This is a genomic window from Paenibacillus sp. FSL R10-2778 (assembly GCF_038593035.1).
GTDB lineage: Bacteria > Bacillota > Bacilli > Paenibacillales > Paenibacillaceae > Paenibacillus_AQ > Paenibacillus_AQ odorifer.
This window is the reverse complement of record NZ_CP151956.1, coordinates 697,590-717,912: the sequence shown is the minus strand read 5'-3', so window position 1 is coordinate 717,912 and position 20,323 is coordinate 697,590. Positions and strand designations below refer to the sequence as shown.

Here is a 20,323-nt window from a genome sequence, read left to right as displayed (position 1 = left end):
TATGAAGACAAGCTTCAAAATAGAATAAGGCAACTGCCCCTTGGAGAGTGAGAATCTTATGGAAATGCTGAACTTTATACAAGAATTATTCAGCAAATATGGATATAGCGTATTGTTTTTTGGATTGCTGCTCGAATTCGTTGCCTTGCCGTTTCCCGGAGAAACTACCATGGCTTTTGCAGGTTTTCTTTCCTATACGGGAAGACTTGATTTCATAACGTTGATTCTAGTGGCGTTTGCTGGGACCACAGCCGGGATGACCCTCACCTATTTTGTCGGCTTAAAAGCCGGAATGCCCTTCATCCAGCGATACGGAAAGTGGTTGCTGTTCTCCCCTGCCAAGCTGGATAAAACGCAAAAATGGTTCGAGAAATACGGCAGTATCCTTATTTCCATCGGATATTTTATTCCAGGCGTTCGTCACTTTACCGGCTATTTTGCTGGTATAGTTGCGCTGCCCTTCCGTAAATTCGCCCTCTACGCTTATAGTGGAGCGTTATTCTGGGTAGTGCTGTTTCTTGGCATAGGACGGGTATTTGGTCCGCAGTGGATGGGTATTTTCCATTTATTCGAGTTATATGCACTATGGATTATCTCTGGCGGTGTAGCTATAGCTGCCCTTGTAATCCTGTATCGCTACCGCAAAAAGATAAGCATCCGCCTGTTCCCGCGCAAAGCTGCCATTAAGCTACAGACTCAGGTTAAAAAAACTTCCAAGGGACGGTGAAGCCACCGCCCTTTTTAAGTAAGTTTTTTCTTGCTGCGTACCCCCCGTATCCTGCGAGTAAAAGCGCAACTATGGCAAATCCCGCTCCCCCAGCAAACCCTACCATTCTTGGTTCTACCCCTTCTAATAGCCACCCGGCGAACAGCATAGATAATCCCAGCAGCGTATTTCCTACTGCAGACAGGAGTCCAAACACAAAGGGCTGCATAGCAGATGGGGTTTCCTGCATAACGAGCGTATCCAGACAGGCATTCCCCGTCCCCCCGGCAAATGACAGCAGGATGTATAACATAAATGCTGCCGCAAAATGATTGCTGACACTGATGCCCATCAGTAATACACCTTCTAGTAAAAGCCCTCCGATGGCTACAATCAGCAGCCCCTTTATTAAATAACGTGAGGTAAAAAAACTAAGGCTAAGACCGATGCCAAGCGCCGCATAAAATGCCCCCACTCCAATATCCCCCGCGTGAAATACCTGTATCGCATAGACACTGATCAGTACATTATCCAGACCATTTAGCAACGGCACCAACAGCTCATAACCGAAAATGACCTGCAACGTTAAGCTTCCGCCAATTACCATTCCCAGAGCACGCAGCCGACCGTATTGTGCTTCTTTATCGGACTTTTCTAAGTCCCCCTCAGGAGAATATGTAGCCTTCTTAGCCACCGTCGCCATTTCCGAATGTTGTGGAAAATCGATACCGTAAATGAACATCGCTGCGATTAAAAAAGACACTGCATTCATAATGAACGCTGCCTCCGGACCAAACCACATCGACACCACCCCTCCACTGAACGCTCCAAGGATCAGCACGCAGCCGCTCATTAACTGCTCTAGTCCGTTGACGGTCAGCAGAGAAGCTTTGGTGACGAGCAAGGGGATAGTGGACCTACGAACAGGGCTGTAAATGGCTTCACCCGCTGCCAGCAAAAAACTTGCCATATATAACAACCACAGCTTCTCCTCCCCATCCACCCATAAAAAGGCTAAGGCTACTGGGACCCTCAGCATATCTGTAGCTATCATGATATATTTGCGTGGAATTTTGCTGCTAAGTATGCCTCCAAGCGGGGCCAGAAATAAATAAGGAAACAGTCTCACACCTAACGAAATCCCTACCGCCATGCCTGATCCCGTCAACTGCAGAACCAGCGCCAGTACTGCAACGCTAGTAAAACGATCACCAATTCCATTGATCAAGCCGGCTGTGAACAATCGTGAATATCCCTTATGACTCCTAAACATCGCAACAGCTGAGTGATTATTCATAAAATAAACCTCATTTCATCTATTTATACATATATCTAATTAGATATTAATCGAATCATTAATTTATGACAATGCTTTATTTTCAAGGATTTGCTAAGATGAAATACAGCATTACTTCACGGAAATCTCCGGGAAAGAAGGAATTGTCTTTTGAAAATAGATCGATTGCTCTCTATCGTTATCCTGCTAATGAACCGCCGCCTAATTCAGGCGAAGGAGCTAGCCGATATGTTCGAGGTATCTGTGCGCACGATTTATCGTGATATTGAAAGCATTAATGGGGCCGGAATTCCTATCGTTACCTATCAGGGAGCGAACGGTGGGATCGGGCTTATGGAAGGATACCGGCTGGACCGCAATGTTTTGACGGATCGTGAGCTGGCGGATATTTTCACGGCTCTGCAGAGCGTCTCGTCTTATGGAGGAAATGAACATACTCTGCTCATGGAAAAGATCAGCAGCGTAATCCCGCCCTCCCAATCCGCCGCCTTCCGCAGCAAAACGACTCAGCTCATCATCGACTTCTCCCCATGGGGTCTTCAACGTATTCTGGAAGAAAAGCTTGCCACTCTAAAAGAAGCACTTGAGGAAAGCGTGACCGTAAACTTTGATTATGTGGATGCTGCGGGTCAGACAACCCAGCGTTCGGTAGAGCCCTATACTTTAGTGCTGAAGGGGCAAGCATGGTACTTATATGGATTTTGTCTCAATCGTCAGGATTTCCGTCTATTTAAGCTGTTGCGCATGAGAGAGCTCGTTAAGAATACCCAAGTTTTTATTGCAAAAGATGTGGATGCAAGCGAGCTGCCTTGGAGCAACGAGTATCAGAGATCAACCGTAACAACAGCAACACCCATCGTTTTGCAGTTTAAGGCTGAAAGCAAACATCTAGCGGAAGAGCGGTTTGATTCTACCGAGCTACTGCCCGACGGTAATGGAGGTTACAAGGTTACCATCAACTATCCTGAGGATGGATGGCTGTATGGATTCCTGCTAAGCTTCGGGATGCATGTAGAAATCTTAGAGCCACCGCATATTCGGCAAAAGCTGGGGCAGATTGCAGCAGGCATAGCAGCAAAATATATAACCTAACAATAAACCTGACGGAATGCCGTCAGGTTTATTGTTCTATACTGAACTTAAAGCGGGCGCTAGAGAGCTTGCATACCTTTAAAGGAGTGTTAAATATGGGACATGAACATGTAGAGCAAGGAGATCTTAAAATTTGTCAAAGCTGTGGGATGCCAATGCCTACGGCGGAATTGCTTGGAACGGACCAGAATGGCAACAAGATCGAAGATTACTGCGTGTACTGCTATGAGAATGGCGCATTCAAACAGCCTAACATCACGTTGCAAGAAATGGCTGACATTTGTACAGGCTATATGGTCGAAGAAAGAATGGATGAGAATGTTGCCCGTAAACTTCTCGCGGAGCAGCTGCCACATCTGAAACGTTGGAGCGATCCTGCAGCTGTGTCTCCAGCTAACTAATAGCATCACAACAAAAGAAGCGCCCTACGGAACCATAACAGTTCGTAGGACGCTCCTTTTTCCATTCTTTGTTAACCCAGTTTTTTATTGATTGTCCTGCTGTGGCTGCACTTCTTCCGTCTTCAGGAAGTCTGGCTGCGGTGAAGTCTTTTTAATAAAGAAAGCCAATACCAAAGCAACTACAGTGATCCAGGTAGCAATGTTAAAGGCATGCGTAACCCCGCTAATTGTAGCCTCTTGCGTAAGCTTAAGCATCGCTGCTTTATCGTTTAACGAAACCGTTCCGCTCATAAGTGTATCAGTGATTGTGCTCTTCGTCTTATTGGTCATTAGACTGACGAACAACGCCATTCCCAACGCGCCTCCGACCGTCCGCAACGTATTCGACATTGCTGTACCATGCGAGCTTAAACGCTGTGGAAGCTGGTTAAGTCCAGCCGTTACAATCGGCATCGATAACATCGACATGCCTAACATCCGAACCGTATAAGTAATAATCATATGCGTATACGTCGTACTGTCTGTAAGCTGGCTGAATTGCCAGGTCGTAATTACTGTAATAATCAGGCCTACCACAGACAGCCATCTTGCCCCGATTTTATCAAATATAATCCCCGTGATTGGAGACATAATTCCCATTAGAATGGCTCCCGGCAACAGCATAAGACCGGACTCCATTGGCGTAAAGCCACGGATCGTCTGCAAATAAATCGGCAGCAAAATCATACCCGAATATAAAGCCATCGTAATGATGATATTGATTAATGTCGTGAGTGAATACATATTGTATCTGAAAATCCGGAACTCAAGCAGTGGTGTCTCAGCCTTAAGCTCTCTCCATACGAATAAAGCCAGTGCAATCACACCCACAATGAGGCAGGTAATGACTGTTGCACTTCCCCAACCATCGGTTCCAGCATCACTAAAGCCGTACAACAATCCCCCAAAACCAATGGTAGACAGGATAACACCCGTTTTATCCAGCTTCGGAGAAGTTGTTTGCCCTACATTTTGCATTGTTTTCATACCTAGCAAGGTAGAAAGAATAGCCAGCGGAAGAACGATAAAGAACAATACGCGCCAAGAATAGTTCTGAACTACCCACCCTGACAACGTTGGACCTACAGCTGGAGCAAAAATCATGGCTACCGCCATTAGCCCCATCGCTTTTCCCCGCTCTTCAATTGGGAAGATGCGAAGAAACACAATATTCATTAACGGCATCAAAATCCCTGCGCCAACCGCCTGAATGACTCTGCCGACCATGATCATTTCAAAGCCTGTTCCGATTCCACAGACAAGTGTACCTAACGAAAAAAGTGACATCGCGGTGATGAATAGCTGGCGGGTCGTAAACTTTTCCACCAGAAACGCACTAATCGGTATCAGCACACCGTTCACGAGCATAAATCCCGTTGTTAGCCACTGTGCCGTATTCGTTGCGATTTTTAGATCGTCCATTATGCTCGGCAATGCCACATTAAGAAGTGTTTGGTTCAAAAGTGCGACAAATGCACCTATTAAGAGCGCTGCAATAATCGGTCCTCTACGTATTCCCTTAGTTGCCGCTGCAGCGTTACCTGTAATTGTACTCATAAATTCTGTTTGTCTCTCCCCTGCTCTAAGATCTGAATGATTTCGGTATGAATCCTAAGTAATTCGCCTGCATCCTCGGCAGGTATATTGGATAGTGGAAGTAAGTGTCTTCTGAGCGATTGCTTACTTCTTTCCCTGATCTCTCTGCCCTTTTCAGTAATCGCCAAGTTGTATATACGCCGATCTACCTCAGAGCGCTGTCTTGTGATCAAATCGGCTTTCACCATCCGGTCCACTACGCCGCTCGCTGCACTGTTCCCCAAATGTAATAGCTCGGCAAGATCTGTAATGCCAATATCGGGATTTGCAGATATTTTGCGGAGAACCATCAACTGTGTTGGTGTGATGTCCAGCTCTTCAGCATCCTTCCACAGCAGCTGCTGAAATGCATGGCTAATCCGGCGAAAAGAGGAGAAAATATCATCTAATTGCTGCTCCTTATCTTCCAAATCTTTACCTCCAAAGAATTAATTAGTTAGACCATCTAATAGTTCGCATGCGTACTATTTTACACCTTAACTAAATTTCGGTCAATATTTTGCTGTAACTTTCTGAAAGGTAATTTTATATTGCAGGAAAAACATGAAAATCATACATAAGTGCACAAAGCATAAAAAAAGCGAACCAAGGTAGATCCTTGGCCCGCTTTTTCGTCTGAACAATGCTCAGGTTAAGCTGTATGAACTTTCAGGTAAAGTCTGCTGCTGAGGCTTATCCTGCAGTTTTAAATTAGATGGCTTAGTCTCTTCCTGGCTGCTGGCAATTGACATCATCAGCTTAATCCGATTCGCTTGGTTGACTACGCTAACTCCAGCATCATAGTCAATCGCCACGATATTTGCACCCGGATATAATTCCTTAAGACCTTTAATCATCCCACGCCCGGTGATATGGTTGGGCAGGCACGCGAACGGTTGAATACAGGCGATGTTGTTCACACCATTATCCAACAAATCCATCATTTCTGCGGTTAAAAACCAGCCCTCACCCATCTGATTCCCTACGGACACCAGTCGGCTGGCCTTCTCGGCAAGACCATAAATATTCTCCCGTCCTTTAGCCAGCCCCGCATCCTCAAGGGCAACCTTAATCGGCTTACGGTAAATTTCCAGATAAGAGATCAGCATGGGATTGATATAGCCGAGCCGTTTGCTTTTGCCGAATTGCTCAGCTTTGTAGATCGGATTATATACACAATAGAAAATGAAATCCAGGAAATCCGGCATTACCGCTTCCCCGCCCTCTGCCTCGATCATCTCTATAATGCGGTTATTGGCATCCGGATGAAATTTGATCAGGATCTCACCGACAATGCCTACTCTTGGTTTAGTAACACCTGTAACGGGCAGCTTGCAGAACTCTGCAACAATCTCACGAATCAGGCGTTTGTATTCTCGGAATGAAAAGTTGGATAAGCTTGCCTTGCAACGCTCCATCCCTTTGCGGAATAGAATTTCAGCACTTCCTGGAACAACCTCATGCGGCCTAAAGTGATTTAACATCCGCATCATAAGATCACCGTAACAAGCGGCAGCTATCAACCGATTCGCCAGCTTAAGACTGATACGGAAACCCGGCTGATTCTCTATCCCCGAAGCATTGAGTGAAATCACCGGGATTTGTTCAAGGTCTGAATCCTTTAAGGCTTTGCGCAGCAAAGAAATATAATTCGTAGCCCGGCAGCCGCCACCCGTCTGTGACATAATCACAGCAGTACGATCCGGATCGTATTCCCCACTTTTCAGCGCCGACAGAATCTGGCCAATCGTCACAATTGCCGGATAACACGCATCATTATTAACGTATCTCAGACCTTCTTCTGTCTCTTCGGGTCCGGTCGTCTCAAGTATCTTCAGACGGTATCCGGCATCGCGAAACACCTGCTCAAACAATTCAAAATGAATAGGCGACATCTGTGGTGCAAGGATGGTATAGGTCTCTTTCATTTCCTTTGTAAATAACACATTAGCCTGCACTTTTGGCGGCTTTTGCGGCACTACCTTACCTTTTTCACGCTCACGCATTGCCGCCAGCAATGAACGAAGCCGAATGCGCGCTGCACCAAGATTGCTGATCTCATCGATTTTGATCAATGTATATACCTTGTTATGTCTTTCCATAATATCCTGTACGGCATCACAAGTGATCGCATCGATCCCACAGCCGAAGGAAGTCAATTGAACAAGCTCCAGATCCGAGCGGACTGCAGCAAGGCGGGCTGCACGGTACATCCGGGCATGGTAGGTCCACTGATTAACAACAGCCACATCCCCTTCGCTGTGGTCCAGATGGCAGACAGAATCTTCTGTCAGCACGGCGAGTCCCATCCCGGTTATCATATCCGCTATCCCGTGATTAATCTCAGGATCGGCATGATAAGGGTGCCCACAGAGCAGGATTCCTTTGGTTCCAGTATCAGCTAGGTACACAAGGGTCTCTTCCCCTTTGGTACGCACATCACCTTTGGCGATATCAGCCTCTGTAAGTCCCGCTTGCACCGCGGACGCAATCTCTTCTCGCGGAATGCTGGTAAATGTCTTCACCAGCCCTTTGGTCAGCGCAGAAATATCATCGAAGGTCAGGAATGGACTGACAAGCTTGATTCCATTGTCCTTTAACCCATCCATATTGTTGCGAATGACTTCGGGATAAGAGGCGACCACTGGACAATTGAAGTGATTATCCGCAGCTTCATCTTCTTTTTTCTCATACACCACCGCTGGATAAAAAATAAAATCGACACCTTTACCGATCAGGCTTTGCACATGTCCATGGGCCATTTTCGCAGGATAACATATCGATTCTGAAGGAATCGTATCCATGCCGCTTTCGAAGAGCTTCTTGCTTGATTTAGGGGAGAGAATCACCCTATAGCCCAGTTTGGTGAAAAAAGTGTGCCAGAACGGGTAATTCTCAAACATATTCATGGTACGCGGAATCCCGACGGTCCCCCGCCATGCCCCTGTTTCCGGTAAACTCTCGTACTCAAAAAACCGTTCATATTTATACTGCATCAGATTCGGCAGGACATTTTTCTCTTTTTTGACTCCTGCGCCGCGTTCGCAGCGATTGCCGGTCACATAAAAGCTCTTATCCGGAAAACGACTGATCGTCAGCGCACAGTTATTCCCACAGCGGCCACAGCGGCCTGAGGAGACCTCATATTTAAAGCTGGCAAGCTCCTCTGGTCCAAGCAGCGTACTGGATCCGTTAACCCCTGCTTGCTCACGCGCAATCAGTGCACAGCCGTAAGCTCCCATTACGCCAGCTATATCCGGTCTAACCACCGTCCGCCCCGTCAAGGACTCAAAGGCGCGCAATACAGCTTCATTATAGAAGGTACCGCCCTGAACGATGATATTTCGCCCTAAGTCCTCCGGATTGCGGATTTTAATTACCTTTTGCAGAGCATTCTTGATCACAGAGTAGGCAAGACCCGCCGATAAATCCGCTAATGATGCGCCCTCCTTCTGAACCTGCTTGACCTTAGAGTTCATGAACACCGTGCAGCGCGAGCCCAAATTAACAGGCTGAGTCGCTTCGAGTGCAGTTTTGGCAAATTCCTCGATCCCAAGTCCGAGGGCAGAGGCAAAGCTCTCCAGAAAAGAGCCACAACCGGCTGAACAAGCTTCATTGAGCATAAGGCTGTCGATAGCACCGCCACGGATTTTGATGCACTTCATGTCCTGACCACCGATATCCAGTATGAAATCTACTTCTGGCATGAACTTGGAAGCTGCCTTGTAGTGTGCAACAGTCTCTACTTCTCCGCCATCTGTCCGCAGAGCGGCCTTGATTAACCCCTCACCGTACCCTGTCACATATGATCCTGCGATATGGCAGCCTTCAGGCAGAACCCGGTAGATCTCCTTCAGTGCATCGCTGACCGAATGCAGCGGGTTGCCTTTGTTGCTGCCATAAAAGGTATAGAGAATTTCGTCAGCCGAACCGGTTAACACGAGTTTAGTTGTGGTTGATCCGGCATCAATTCCTAGATAACAAGGTCCACGATATAAGGCTAAATCTGATCTCGCTGCAGAGGCTTTGCCGTGACGAAGCCGAAATTCTGCAAGCTCAGCGGCATTCTCAAAAAGCGGAGGCAATTCAGCATCCGCAGCTCGATCCGCAGTAAAATCAACCGCCGCAATTCGCGTGATCCAGCTTGAAAGTGGCAATACGACTGGATCAGCTTCGGAGAGCGCAGCTCCAATCGCCACGAAATACTGTGAGCGTTCCGGGAACAGGATATCCTCCTCCGCCAGCTCCAGCGTTTCCGAAAAACGCTGCCGCAAGGCAGGCAGGAAGGTCAGCGGGCCGCCAAGAAAAGCCACCCGTCCTCGAATCGGACGTCCACAAGCAAGACCGCTAATCGTCTGATTAACGATACTCTGAAAGATCGAAGCCGCCACATCCTCCCGGCGCGCTCCTTCATTAAGCAGCGGCTGTACATCGCTTTTGGCAAATACACCACAGCGTGAAGCTATGGGATAGATTCGCTCATGCTTCTCCGCCAAAACATTTAAGCCTGCCGGATCGGTCTGCAGCAGCGCTGCCATCTGATCGATGAACGCTCCCGTTCCGCCCGCGCAGGCTGTATTCATACGCTGCTCAATGCCGCCCCGAAGATATATTATCTTAGCGTCCTCTCCACCCAGTTCAATCGCCGTGTCACATTCCGGGATCAGCGCACTGATCGCCTGCGTACAGGCAATCACCTCCTGAATAAAGGGAACTCCACCTAATTTGGATAAAGACAACCCCGAGGAACCGCTTACAGTAAGCCTAGCTCCCCTCTCTGGGAATCTGTCACGTACATCAGACAGAAGAGAGAGGGCCGCTTTTTTAATATCGCTATAATGTCTTACATAGTCTTGATAAACAATGATGTCCCGCTCTATGACAACTAATTTAGCAGTAGTTGATCCGATATCAAGCCCAATATGCAGCATTATCACTCCACCACCTCTTCTTGCTCCAAATTTGAAGCAATTATGAGGAAACTATATCATGACAACACCTTATATAAGCTGTTAAAAATGTAATAGACATCTATAAAAAGTAATTAGTAAAATTTATGATTCGCTTATTCCTGCTATCGTGTTTGCGACATGCCCTTTTACCCGTACCTTCCGCCATTCTTCCACTAATATCCCCTGCTCATCAATCAGAAAAGTAGATCGCACAATTCCCATAAATTCTTTGCCGTAAAGTTTCTTGAGCTGCCATACGCCGAACATTTCACTTACCTTATGATCCTCATCAGACAGCAGTGGAAAGGGCAAACTATGCTTCTCTGTAAATTTAGCGTGTGATGCCAAAGAGTCCGGACTAATGCCCAGAACAACCGCACCCACCGCCGTGATTTGATCAAAAGCATCACGAAATTCGCAGGCCTCCTGCGTGCAGGCTGGTGTCATATTTTTAGGGTAAAAATATAAGATGACCTTTCGGCCCAAGAAATCACTCAAACTAACCTCATACCCATTGGAAGAGGGAAGAGTGAAATTGGGTACTTTTTGTCCAATAGCTACTTCGATCAAGATATATCCACTCCTTCTTAAGATTGGGGAATTATTCCTAAATTGCACGTATCCCCAAAAGAAATTATAATGTAGTCAACGTGAATGCGAAAGGAAGAACGAGAAATGCCACCTAGAAAGAAAAGGCACGCAAAGACTGGTAAGTCAAAAAAGAAACCGCTGCTTTGGACGCTGGCCATTATACTCCTCCTTATTATCGGTGGGGCCATTTTCTACATTACAACCATTTACAATGAGCTTGGTAGCATGTCGAATACTGAAGATTCACCTTTTCAAAATGCAGAGACCGTTGATGTCGATACCCCTGAGCCTCCTAAGTGGGAGGGTACAGAGCCTGTTAATATCCTATTAATGGGTGTAGATGCCCGAGGTGTGAAGAAAGGGGAAATCCCCCGTTCAGATACAATGCTCGTCGCTTCTCTTGACCCTGTGAAGAAGAAAATCAGTGTATTTTCAATACTGAGAGATACGTACGTTCCGATTCCAGATCATGGCGAGAAACGTATTAATACAGCGATTATTTATGGACCTAATACTGCGATGCAGACCGTCAGCGATCTGCTCGGTATCCCAATTCAATATTATGTCTACACGGACTTCCAAGGATTCATCAAGCTGGTTGATGCCGTTGGGGGTGTGGATTATGAAGTCGAAAAAGATATGGTCTACAAAACCGTTGCAGACGGTCCGGAATATGATATTGATCTAAAAAAAGGATATCAGCATCTTGACGGCAACATGGCGCTACAATATGTTCGCTTTCGGCATGACGCTACCTCCGATTTCACTCGAACCGAGCGCCAACGCGGTTTTCTCAAGGCTGTGGCTGATAAGCTGATCAGCACCACCTCCATTGTCAAGCTGCCAAATATCCTGTCGCAGGTTACGCCTTATATTGAAACCAATATGTCAGTTAATGATATGTGGAAGCTGGCAAGCGTAGGGTATAATAGCAGTATGGGTGGCAGTGAGCAAATTCCGCCAATGGATCTGCTCACTGAGGAGACTACAAGTGACGGATCACAGGTTATCGGAATTCGTAGCGAAAAGAAGCTAAAAGAATTTATACAGGATACCATAAATGGTCCTGAGCCAACACCAACCCCTACACCGGAGAACACCTCCAATAGCAGTTCTGGCGGGACCCATTAAGGGCCTGACAAGCAAAGTTCACATGTACACAAAGCAGTGACTTGGTATAATACGGGCGGACAACGGAAAACACCGTTGTTCGCCCGTTCCCTTGAGCACCAACAATCGAAAGGATGATCACATTATGAATCGCTCCACATCTGAACAACTTTATCACGAAGCCCTCCAGCATATCGTTGGGGGTGTAAATAGCCCTTCCCGCTCCTTCAAAGCCGTTGGCGGCGGAGCACCTGTATTTATGAAACGTGCCAGTGGATCTCACTTCTGGGATGAAGACGGCAATGAATATATCGATTATCTCCAAGCCTATGGACCGATCATTACCGGCCATGCCCACCCTCATATTACCAAAGCAATTACGACAGCAGCAGAAAATGGTGTTCTTTACGGAACCCCAACCCAGCTCGAAATTAAACTTGCTAAAATGCTAAAAGAAGCCATTCCATCTATGGATAAAGTACGTTTCGTCAATTCTGGAACCGAAGCGGTTATGACAACGATCCGTGTAGCCCGTGCCTATACAAAACGCAGCAAAATCGTAAAATTCGCTGGCTGTTACCACGGCCACTCTGATCTGGTGCTTGTAGCAGCAGGATCAGGACCTTCTACACTTGGCATTCCAGATAGTGCCGGTGTTCCAAGCAGTATCGCCCAGGAGGTAATCACCGTTCCCTTTAATGATCTGGACAGCCTGAAAGAGGCGCTGGAGAAATGGGGCGAAGATGTCGCAGCTGTTATGGTTGAACCGATTGTGGGGAATTTCGGCATGGTGATGCCTAAGCCTGGTTTCCTCGAAGGACTTTGCAAGCTGGCTCACGATAATGGCTCCCTTGTTATTTATGACGAAGTCATTACTGCCTTCCGCTTCCATTATGGTTCTACACAAACCTATGCGGGGCTGGATAATCATGAGGACATTACTCCTGACCTTACTGCACTTGGTAAAATCATCGGTGGCGGCCTGCCTATCGGCGCTTACGGCGGCCGCAAGCATGTTATGGAACAGGTAGCTCCACTTGGACCGGCATATCAAGCCGGCACAATGGCGGGCAATCCTGCGTCTATCTCTGCAGGGATTGCTTGTTTAGAGGTTCTGAGTGCAGAGGGTGTATACGAAGAAATGGATCGGCTTGCAATCCGCCTCGCCGATGGACTTAAAGCATCTGCAGACCGTCATGGCATTCCACTGACAATCAACCGCATCCGTGGTTCGTTCTCCACTCATTTCTGTAATCATCCGGTTACGAATTATGACGAGGCTCAGGATACAGACGGCGAATTGTTCGCCAGCTTCTTCCGGCATATGCTGAACCGTGGCATTAACCTTGCCCCTTCGAAATACGAAGCTTGGTTCCTGACCACAGCACATACTGATGCAGATATTGATGCTACACTTATCGCAGCTGAAGAATCCTTCCGCGCTATGGCGACTGAGAAATAAGAATGGATTATGAAACGCAGTGCTCTATAAGCTGAATAATAGCTGCATAGATTAAGGGGCTGTCCCAGTCCCATAAACCGCAAATGTTAAAAGAGCAGCGATTCTCCTATATTGGAGGATCGCTGCTCTACATTTTTACTCATCCACGGTCCTAATTCTGTTCATTTACAGAGAATATAGGTTATTTTCAGGGAGTTTTCCCTAATAACTCTGTAGCTCACACCGCAAAAAGCAGAAACACACCGTATATAGTCTAGGGGTTAAACAAAGAATCGTTTTGTAAGAGTGTGAGCGATAGTGACCACCTTTATCTACGGATTTCATCCGCTAACAGCGTTTGGAAGTCCAAATATTCTACTGCTCTCATGTAAAATCCACCTGCTTGTCCAACGTAATCTCAGTCATTAACGGTCTTAACATTTGCTCGCTCCCAGGTACTAGTGAAAACTCTACACCCTCCAGATGCTCCGGCAGCGTTGGGGCGACCAAGAATTGCATTTGTGTATGCGCTCCACCTCCATGACCACCATGCGGCTGCACTTCATATTCATTCTCACCCGCCACTTCAAGCGTTAAAGCCGTTCGAAGATGGATATGTCCTACAGCTTCTTTTAAATATTTGATTTCCACAGTAACTATGCTGAAGGCTTCATACTGCATAGCATGCGTAAGTATATACTCGCATTCTTCAACGACCGTCCGCTTCACAATCGGAAGCACTCCCAGCAATAAACCAGGCTCTTCCCAATATTGTCTTCTGGGTACAGTTTCATTCATAAGGTGCAAATGCTGCACAATCTGAGTAGTATTCATCTCGAATCTAGTTGCCCATTCCTCAAGTAGCTTACTATCAGGGGATAATCGTTTCTTGCCTGTTATAGCTTTACGTTCCTGAATCAGACTCAAAATCTGCTCATCAATCTTTTTAACCTCATCATTGTATTCGTTGGCGAATCCTCTAATTGGCATTCTGCTCCAGTTCATTTAACGCCCTCCTCTTATTACTAATTTAAATCCATTAATTGTAAGGGTACATCCTTCCGATTGATTTGTAAAATATTTGAAATATTATAATCTTGCCGATAGGTAAAAAAAAAAAGCGACCATCAGCTTTACGCTGTAAGGTCGCCCGCTTTTTAATTCAGAGTTACTCTCCTACTCATATAAGTTCCGGATCTCCACGCCCTGAGGCAGCTTAAACGGATTCTCCTTGTTAATTCGGTCATAGAACATAATCCCATCGAGATGGTCTATTTCATGCTGGATGATGATAGCTTGGTAGCCCTTAAATTTAAGGACAACCTCCTTGCCCTCCAGATCATAACCCTTCACCTTCACGGTTTCATACCGAGGTACAAAGCCATGCACGGGACGATCAACGGACAGACAGCCCTCGCTTTCTGGTAAGTACACCATAGACAAGGAGTGGCTTATGATCTTAGGGTTAACCCAAGCATGCTCTACAGCCCGCCCTCTCTCGTCTGTAAGATACATCGCGAACATACGCTTCTCCAGTCCGATTTGATTCGCCGACAGACCTACGCCAGAGCGCAGCTTATATTCTTCGGAAATCTCCGGGTCCTGACTGTTCTTCAGAAATTGAAGCATACATTGCAAAGCCTCACGATCTTCCGCGTGTAATGGAAGCTCCACTGGTTGCGCTACGGTACGAAGTACGGGATGACCCTCCCGCACTATATCATCCATGGTGATGATATATTCAGCATTATATTTTGAACTAGACAATATTCCATCCACCTTTTCCTAACGGGCTTAATTTAATTTCTTATGATGTATAGTATGCAGCTTTATGGATTTATGAAAGCAGTTCGCAGTTTGCTGCTGTAATTAACATCGAATCCAAGTCCTGTCGCCAAAGCGGCAAGGGGTAAGTAGGTTTTGTCCTCCTTGCCTACCTTTTGCAGAAAAGCTGGAGTATCAATAGCCACGTTCTCTCCATTCACCTTAATAAATTTCGAGCCAATGGTGATCACAACGGTTCTTCCACCATACACGATGGTAGCGCTGGAGGTTTTGTTATCCCACTTCCCGCTTGCGCCCACGGCATTTAGAATATCTTTTAGCGCCAAAAAGTTCTGCCCATTTTTAAGGATAGGCTTATTGGGTGTATTCAACTCCACGCCCTTCACTACAATCGACATCGGTACCGATGCAGTAGCCATTGTAGCTACAGTAGGAACGCGATACTCTCCCCATTGTAACTCCGCAAAGACCTTAGCAATAGTCTCGTATCCAAGCTGCGTCGGGTGAAAATCAGTTTGCCCTGCTCCAATAATATGTGTCAGCGAGCCTTCTACCCCGGCAAACTTAGCCGCAACATGAGCTACAAGCACCTTCGCTCCCTCTTGGTTCACGCTTGCAGCTACACTATCCGCTGCTTCCGTAAATTTGCCCGCTGCCGTCATTAATCTGTTGTACATTTGACCAAGCGCAACCTTAGGGGCAGGCTGATATTGATCGGCCAGTATAATCGTCGTTTGCGGACTTACCGCACGAATATTCTCCAGCACTGCCTTCACATTTGTTTGATAATCCGCTAGCCGCTGGTCCAGCTGTGTTTGGAAATCCGCATCCGTCAGCTCCTTGAACTGCAAGAACAGACTGCTTACATCATTCCCACCAATCGTAATGGTAATCAGATCAGCCTCCTTAAGCTCTGCTGCGATCTGCGGAGTTAGCTTCACGAACTGCTCTATTCGTGGATCTGGGAGACCTGCCTGAACTCCTTCAGCAGTAATCACTGAACCATCCTTGATCGCTCCTGTGTAATTACGTAATCCGGCCGTAGTCAGCCCTAGAATACCATAATTAGTAAGTGCACTTCTGCCATGATACCAGCCCTGCTCAAGCAATCTCTCCGCATAGCCGTATGGCTTAGTATTCACGTCCGTCATTCCTGGCTCGTAGCCAGCAGTAATGGAATCACCTAGAGCTACGATGCGAAAGACATCTTGCCCAGAGTCTTGTATCGCAGTCGTGTCAGCCGCATTTGCCGTGCCTGCTCCTACGCTAATCAGCGCAGATAACAAAAGCAGGCTGCTTATGCCAGCTGCCCAAATTTTTTTCCAATTGCCTAGCATCGTATCCCTCCCAAATTGTTCTAATTCCATTCTACCATCCAGGATAGCAACGCAAAAGAGCGGCCTCCTATATTCAGGAAACCGCCCCTCGCAAATCACTGGCTATTATTGTCTGACTCTTCATCTGACTCTAACTTCTGCCCTGCACGCTCCAGATATTTATCATAACGGTCATCCAGCTCATATCCAATCTTACGATAACGTAATGTTTCTTCCACAATAGGATCGAGCGTAGTCTGAATACGAATTTCATATTTAGGTGAGATTTCCCGGATTTCCTTAGCCGTACGATCGCCTTGTTCCATCTCACCATCTACCAACATTTCGCTCAGCTTGCGTTCCAAATCATCCTTCTCACTCATGCTGTATCGTCCTCCCTAAAGCTTATATCCTGTTGCTTCAGCATTCTTCAGTGACGAAACCAAATATTCGTGAATGTGGCCATTACTTGCTACTACATGGCGTGTACCAATATCATATGAACGTCCTAGGGTATCCGTAATCTTGCCTCCTGATTCAAGTACAAGCAGTACTCCTGCTGCACAGTCCCAAGGGCTTAAGCCCACTTCCCAATAGCCATCTACACGGCCTGCCGCCACATAAGCTAAATGTAGAGCAGCCGCGCCTCCGGCACGAATACCACGAATCTGCGGAAGAATACTTTGCAGTCCGGCCATATTCACAGGTTGTGCAAACTCACGATCCGGAGGAAAGCCCATAGCAATCAGGCTGTCTCCAAAATCAGTCTCCGTAGAGACCGAGGTAGGGACACCGTGCATGTAAGCTCCCTTTCCTTTTTCAGCGACGAACATTTCATCACGAGTCGGATCATAAATAACGCCTACTGTTAGTTCACCGCGAATCACCAATGCTATGGAGACACAGTAAAAAGGAAATCCGTGTACGAAATTAGTCGTACCATCTACAGGATCTACAATCCACAAATATTCATGCTCACGAGCTTCTTCCAATGCAGCGGTAGCCGCTGCTGCTCCCGGCGAAACCCCCTCTTCCCCGAGAATGGCATGGTCGGGAAAATGTGTCAGGATCAGCCTGCGGATCATTTGCTCAACGCCTTTATCAACTTCCGTAACCAGATCTTGTGCTGAAGTTTTTGTATTCAGCTCCTTCACGAGACCCTGTCTGCTCTTTATCCATTCTCCTGCTTTGGCAGCCGCATTAATGGCCACCGCCGTATGTCCCTTGCTTGTTACTACATAGGGTTCACGTTCATTCTTACCCTCTGGATTTAAAGGACTCATATCTTCACTCCACTTTCTTGAACATAATCGCCAATGGCTTTAATTCTAAAGCAATCCTATTCACAATACCGTGCAATACGTCAAAACGTTCCCCAAGTTCCCAAAGTTCCGCCAAAAGAGGACCCAATTCTCATCTGCGAGCATAAATGCCCCAGGTCCATATAAAGACGATAAGCGATTAAAGTTTCATTCAACGTACCCTATTTCAAGTTACATATCAAGTCATGATAGGACCCGTATTCGGGACCTATCTCCTTATTTTCATTGTTTAAGGTTCAATATTCACGCTTGCCCCATTTAATAAGGAAATTCCGTTACCAGCCTCAGCCAGCTCCTTCATAGCCTCCATCAATCCAAATAACGCGCCATCTTTTAGTTTCGCCTCAATCATAACATCGACAGCAGGCGTATCTGCGGCAATACGTTTCAGAAAAGCCAGCAAAGGCGCAGGTTCCACGCCATCCGCATGGCTGCGCGGATCAGACGGGCTGCGCGGACTGGATACATGAATCTTAGGCGGCAAAAGCTCTCCAGAAGGAACGTCCTTCTGTGCTAGCTCGCTTCGCCATGTCTGCAAAATGTCAGGCCACAGCTCCCAAGGGAGCTCTCCTTCATTATTCACCCATTGGTGGTGAATATCCAGCACCATCGGTAATCCTACGCTCTGACTGACTGCCAGTGTCTCCGGAGCTGTAAATGTCTTATCGTCATTCTCTAGCGTTATACGCTCCTGCAGCGCTGCCGGCAGCGCGCGGAAATGCTCCTCGAATCGCTTCGCCGCTACAGGCTTGTCCCCATAAGCTCCGCCAATATGGATATTGTTCTTCGCCATGGCAGGAAGCCCCATAGCAACTAGCATGTCCACATGGTACTGCAAATCCCGTACGGAGTTTATCAGCACCTCCGGACGGGGTGTACTAAGTACTGTAAAGTGATCTGGATGAAAAGAAACACGCAGCCCGTGCTTTTTCACATATTGGCCCACTTCCGCAAATTCCTCGGCGAGCGCCGCAAACGGATTCCAGTCCTGCAAATCCGGATGCGTCGCCAGAGGAATGATTTTGGAAGTGAGGCGGTACACCATGATGTCCGAAGCCACATTATGCTTCATCAACCGCAGCGTATTATGCAGATTCATTCTAGCGATGTTCTCCAAACGCCGAAGTGCCGCTTCACGGTCATCCAGCTTCTTAAAAGAGGCCATCGTCATTGTCTTAGATGGGGAGCAGTCTTTGATAACGGTGGACATCGCTACATATCCGAAGCGGACAATCATCCCTGTGCTCCAAAAAACATTTCCTCAGCCAAAGCCGTCTGCACTCTGGACTCTTCTTCATTCAGCTTACGCACAAGCTCCATCTCTACCGCGGTAACCTCATGCCCTTGAAAATTAATCTCTGCAATCGAGGCTGAAATTTTGACAATGGCTACAGCTACGTTCTCAGGGGTGTAAGCAATAACCTTTTGACCCGTCGGATACACACGAAAGCCTTGCTTCACCATTTTGGTGCGCCCATATTCCAGCAGCTCGTACAGCTCTTGTTCACTCTTGAATTTGCAGACGGAGTTGAATTCTGTTTGAAAACCCATGTTTCTTCTCTCCTTCCAGTCGGGATCTTCCCGCTATAGCTTCTATTACTCGTTGTCGTACTTAAGGCCTTGTTTAAAATTATAGCGCTCCAAGGCTAACTCAATCATTCGGTCTAACAGAGCTCTATAAGATACACCCGTCTCACGCCACAATAGCGGATACATGCTGTAAGGAGTGAAACCAGGCATCGTGTTCACTTCGTTAATTAGAATTTTACCATCCGATTTTCGCAAGAAGAAGTCTGCCCGGGTAATTCCACTGCCCTCAATCGCTCGAAAAGCAACTATCGCGGACTCCCGTAAACGATCGGCCACTTCAGAATCCACTGGTGCAGGAATCATCATTTGCGATTTGCCGTCCGTATATTTGGCTGCGTAATCATAATATTCACCAGAAGAAACGATTTCACCCGGAACAGAGGCTTCTGGTTCATCATTTCCAAGCACGCCAACCTCTACCTCACGCGCATCCACAAACTCCTCAATAATAACTTTGGTATCATAGCGGAAAGCAAAATCAATAGCTTTTACAAGACTATCCTTATCGGCAGCCTTAGAAATACCTACACTTGAGCCTAGATTGGCAGGCTTCACGAATACCGGATACCCCAGTTTATCCTCTACACCAACAATCAACTCATGACGTTTTCTTTTCCAAGCGCTGATGTTGAAATAACAAAACTCGCATTGATCCAGACCGGCATCAGCGAACAGCTTCTTCATGACCACCTTATCCATACCTGCCGAAGAGGCAAGAACACCAGCACCGATGTAAGGAATATTCGCCATTTCGAACAACCCTTGAATCGTTCCGTCCTCACCATACGTGCCGTGCAGCAGCGGGAACATTACGTCCACTGTTTTGTCCGCACCGGATAATCCACTAAATACCACGTTCAGGGCTGTGCCCATATCTTCGGTCGCTTCTGCAAGCTTGAGCTGCTCCACTTGGCTGTAAGGCGCTGATAACTTCTCTCCAACCTTCCACAATCCCTGTTTTGAAATGTAAAAAGGTATAATCTCATATTTATCATAATCAAATGAGTTCATCACGGCAAAAGCCGTCTGTAGCGATACCTCATGTTCTCCTGATTTGCCCCCGTACACCAGCCCTACGGTTAGTTTTGCGTTCCCCATTCCCTTAA

Annotated in this window: 18 protein-coding genes; 5 read left to right on the top strand and 13 right to left on the bottom strand. The window is 46.9% G+C overall.

Annotated elements, in window-relative coordinates:
• Positions 1-58: 58 nt before the first annotated feature.
• Positions 59-727, top strand: a complete 669-nt coding sequence (locus tag NST40_RS03165; RefSeq protein WP_076106058.1) for a DedA family protein — start codon at positions 59-61, stop codon at positions 725-727.
• Here the strand turns inward: NST40_RS03165 and NST40_RS03160 are convergent.
• Positions 702-2,003, bottom strand: a complete 1,302-nt coding sequence (locus NST40_RS03160) for an MFS transporter (protein WP_342410394.1) — start codon at positions 2,001-2,003, stop codon at positions 702-704. The two genes, NST40_RS03165 and NST40_RS03160, sit on opposite strands and share 26 nt — an antisense overlap.
• A 150-nt stretch (positions 2,004-2,153) precedes the next feature.
• On the opposite strand from NST40_RS03160, the gene NST40_RS03155 reads away from it, so the two are divergent.
• Together NST40_RS03155 and NST40_RS03150 are read left to right on the top strand one after the other, a co-directional pair.
• Positions 2,154-3,095 carry a YafY family protein gene (locus tag NST40_RS03155; protein WP_076220835.1) on the top strand — a complete coding sequence of 314 codons (942 nt, stop codon included), beginning with the start codon at positions 2,154-2,156 and terminating at the stop codon, positions 3,093-3,095.
• A gap of 95 nt (positions 3,096-3,190) precedes the next feature.
• Positions 3,191-3,496: a zinc ribbon domain-containing protein gene (locus NST40_RS03150; protein WP_076220097.1), complete on the top strand. Its 306-nt coding sequence runs from the start codon at positions 3,191-3,193 to the stop codon at positions 3,494-3,496.
• Positions 3,497-3,580: 84 nt separating this feature from the next.
• Here NST40_RS03150 and NST40_RS03145 read toward each other — a convergent pair whose 3' ends face one another.
• The 4 genes from NST40_RS03145 to bcp all read right to left on the bottom strand — a co-directional run bounded on the left by NST40_RS03145 (position 3,581) and on the right by bcp (position 10,632).
• Positions 3,581-5,092, bottom strand: a complete 1,512-nt coding sequence (locus tag NST40_RS03145) for a DHA2 family efflux MFS transporter permease subunit (RefSeq protein ID WP_076106051.1) — start codon at positions 5,090-5,092, stop codon at positions 3,581-3,583.
• On the bottom strand, positions 5,089-5,541 hold the full coding sequence (locus tag NST40_RS03140; protein WP_076130529.1) for a MarR family transcriptional regulator: 453 nt from the start codon (positions 5,539-5,541) through the stop codon (positions 5,089-5,091). The genes NST40_RS03145 and NST40_RS03140 overlap by 4 nt, the downstream gene beginning before the upstream one ends.
• Positions 5,542-5,757: 216 nt before the next feature.
• Positions 5,758-10,041: an acyl-CoA dehydratase activase-related protein gene (locus NST40_RS03135; RefSeq protein ID WP_341004233.1), complete on the bottom strand. Its 4,284-nt coding sequence runs from the start codon at positions 10,039-10,041 to the stop codon at positions 5,758-5,760.
• 123 nt (positions 10,042-10,164) lie between these two features.
• Positions 10,165-10,632, bottom strand: a complete 468-nt coding sequence (bcp, locus tag NST40_RS03130) for a thioredoxin-dependent thiol peroxidase (RefSeq protein ID WP_341001098.1) — start codon at positions 10,630-10,632, stop codon at positions 10,165-10,167.
• A gap of 105 nt (positions 10,633-10,737) precedes the next feature.
• Here bcp and NST40_RS03125 point away from each other — a divergent pair, with 105 nt between their 5' ends.
• Together NST40_RS03125 and NST40_RS03120 are read left to right on the top strand one after the other, a co-directional pair.
• Entirely contained in the window at positions 10,738-11,784 is a 1,047-nt protein-coding gene (locus NST40_RS03125) for an LCP family protein (RefSeq protein ID WP_076220096.1), read from the top strand.
• 124 nt (positions 11,785-11,908) lie between these two features.
• A complete protein-coding gene (locus NST40_RS03120; protein WP_076277875.1) occupies positions 11,909-13,225 on the top strand; it encodes a glutamate-1-semialdehyde 2,1-aminomutase in 1,317 nt (438 codons plus the stop codon).
• Positions 13,226-13,588: 363 nt separating this feature from the next.
• Here NST40_RS03120 and NST40_RS03115 read toward each other — a convergent pair whose 3' ends face one another.
• From NST40_RS03115 to NST40_RS03080, 8 genes are all read right to left on the bottom strand, one after another.
• A complete protein-coding gene (locus NST40_RS03115; protein ID WP_076220196.1) occupies positions 13,589-14,209 on the bottom strand; it encodes a hypothetical protein in 621 nt (206 codons plus the stop codon).
• Positions 14,210-14,380: 171 nt separating this feature from the next.
• Positions 14,381-14,932, bottom strand: coding sequence for a peptide deformylase (def, locus tag NST40_RS03110; protein ID WP_076186335.1), 552 nt, complete (start codon positions 14,930-14,932; stop codon positions 14,381-14,383).
• A gap of 101 nt (positions 14,933-15,033) precedes the next feature.
• The gene (locus tag NST40_RS03105; RefSeq protein WP_076277888.1) at positions 15,034-16,326 is read right to left on the bottom strand and encodes a stalk domain-containing protein; all 1,293 of its coding nucleotides are present in this window, start codon (positions 16,324-16,326) and stop codon (positions 15,034-15,036) included.
• Between the two features lie 95 nt (positions 16,327-16,421).
• Positions 16,422-16,688, bottom strand: a complete 267-nt coding sequence (locus NST40_RS03100) for a hypothetical protein (protein WP_076220195.1) — start codon at positions 16,686-16,688, stop codon at positions 16,422-16,424.
• A 15-nt stretch (positions 16,689-16,703) separates the two neighbouring features.
• On the bottom strand, positions 16,704-17,588 hold the full coding sequence (locus tag NST40_RS03095) for an inositol monophosphatase family protein (RefSeq protein ID WP_036679857.1): 885 nt from the start codon (positions 17,586-17,588) through the stop codon (positions 16,704-16,706).
• A 268-nt stretch (positions 17,589-17,856) separates the two neighbouring features.
• Positions 17,857-18,864 carry a UV DNA damage repair endonuclease UvsE gene (uvsE, locus tag NST40_RS03090; RefSeq protein WP_036679855.1) on the bottom strand — a complete coding sequence of 336 codons (1,008 nt, stop codon included), beginning with the start codon at positions 18,862-18,864 and terminating at the stop codon, positions 17,857-17,859.
• Complete coding sequence (locus NST40_RS03085; protein ID WP_036679853.1) at positions 18,861-19,178, bottom strand: hypothetical protein; 318 nt, start codon at positions 19,176-19,178, stop codon at positions 18,861-18,863. The genes uvsE and NST40_RS03085 overlap by 4 nt, the downstream gene beginning before the upstream one ends.
• A gap of 45 nt (positions 19,179-19,223) precedes the next feature.
• On the bottom strand, positions 19,224-20,315 hold the full coding sequence (locus tag NST40_RS03080) for a D-alanine--D-alanine ligase (protein ID WP_076220194.1): 1,092 nt from the start codon (positions 20,313-20,315) through the stop codon (positions 19,224-19,226).
• Between the last annotated feature and the right edge of the window lie 8 nt (positions 20,316-20,323).

Bases quoted from the DNA above. Each gene is read 5' to 3' on its own strand.
- NST40_RS03100 (WP_076220195.1), bottom strand. From the start codon at position 16,688: ATGAGTGAGAAGGATGATTTGGAACGCAAGCTGAGCGAAATGTTGGTA.
- NST40_RS03120 (WP_076277875.1), top strand. From the start codon at position 11,909: ATGAATCGCTCCACATCTGAACAACTTTATCACGAAGCCCTCCAGCAT.
- NST40_RS03115 (WP_076220196.1), bottom strand. From the start codon at position 14,209: ATGAACTGGAGCAGAATGCCAATTAGAGGATTCGCCAACGAATACAAT.
- NST40_RS03080 (WP_076220194.1), bottom strand. From the start codon at position 20,315: ATGGGGAACGCAAAACTAACCGTAGGGCTGGTGTACGGGGGCAAATCA.
- NST40_RS03125 (WP_076220096.1), top strand. From the start codon at position 10,738: ATGCCACCTAGAAAGAAAAGGCACGCAAAGACTGGTAAGTCAAAAAAG.
- NST40_RS03105 (WP_076277888.1), bottom strand. From the start codon at position 16,326: ATGCTAGGCAATTGGAAAAAAATTTGGGCAGCTGGCATAAGCAGCCTG.
- NST40_RS03160 (WP_342410394.1), bottom strand. From the start codon at position 2,003: ATGAATAATCACTCAGCTGTTGCGATGTTTAGGAGTCATAAGGGATAT.
- NST40_RS03135 (WP_341004233.1), bottom strand. From the start codon at position 10,041: ATGCTGCATATTGGGCTTGATATCGGATCAACTACTGCTAAATTAGTT.
- NST40_RS03085 (WP_036679853.1), bottom strand. From the start codon at position 19,178: ATGGGTTTTCAAACAGAATTCAACTCCGTCTGCAAATTCAAGAGTGAA.
- NST40_RS03095 (WP_036679857.1), bottom strand. From the start codon at position 17,588: ATGAGTCCTTTAAATCCAGAGGGTAAGAATGAACGTGAACCCTATGTA.
- uvsE (WP_036679855.1), bottom strand. From the start codon at position 18,864: ATGATTGTCCGCTTCGGATATGTAGCGATGTCCACCGTTATCAAAGAC.
- NST40_RS03145 (WP_076106051.1), bottom strand. From the start codon at position 5,092: ATGAGTACAATTACAGGTAACGCTGCAGCGGCAACTAAGGGAATACGT.
- def (WP_076186335.1), bottom strand. From the start codon at position 14,932: ATGGATGATATAGTGCGGGAGGGTCATCCCGTACTTCGTACCGTAGCG.
- NST40_RS03150 (WP_076220097.1), top strand. From the start codon at position 3,191: ATGGGACATGAACATGTAGAGCAAGGAGATCTTAAAATTTGTCAAAGC.
- NST40_RS03165 (WP_076106058.1), top strand. From the start codon at position 59: ATGGAAATGCTGAACTTTATACAAGAATTATTCAGCAAATATGGATAT.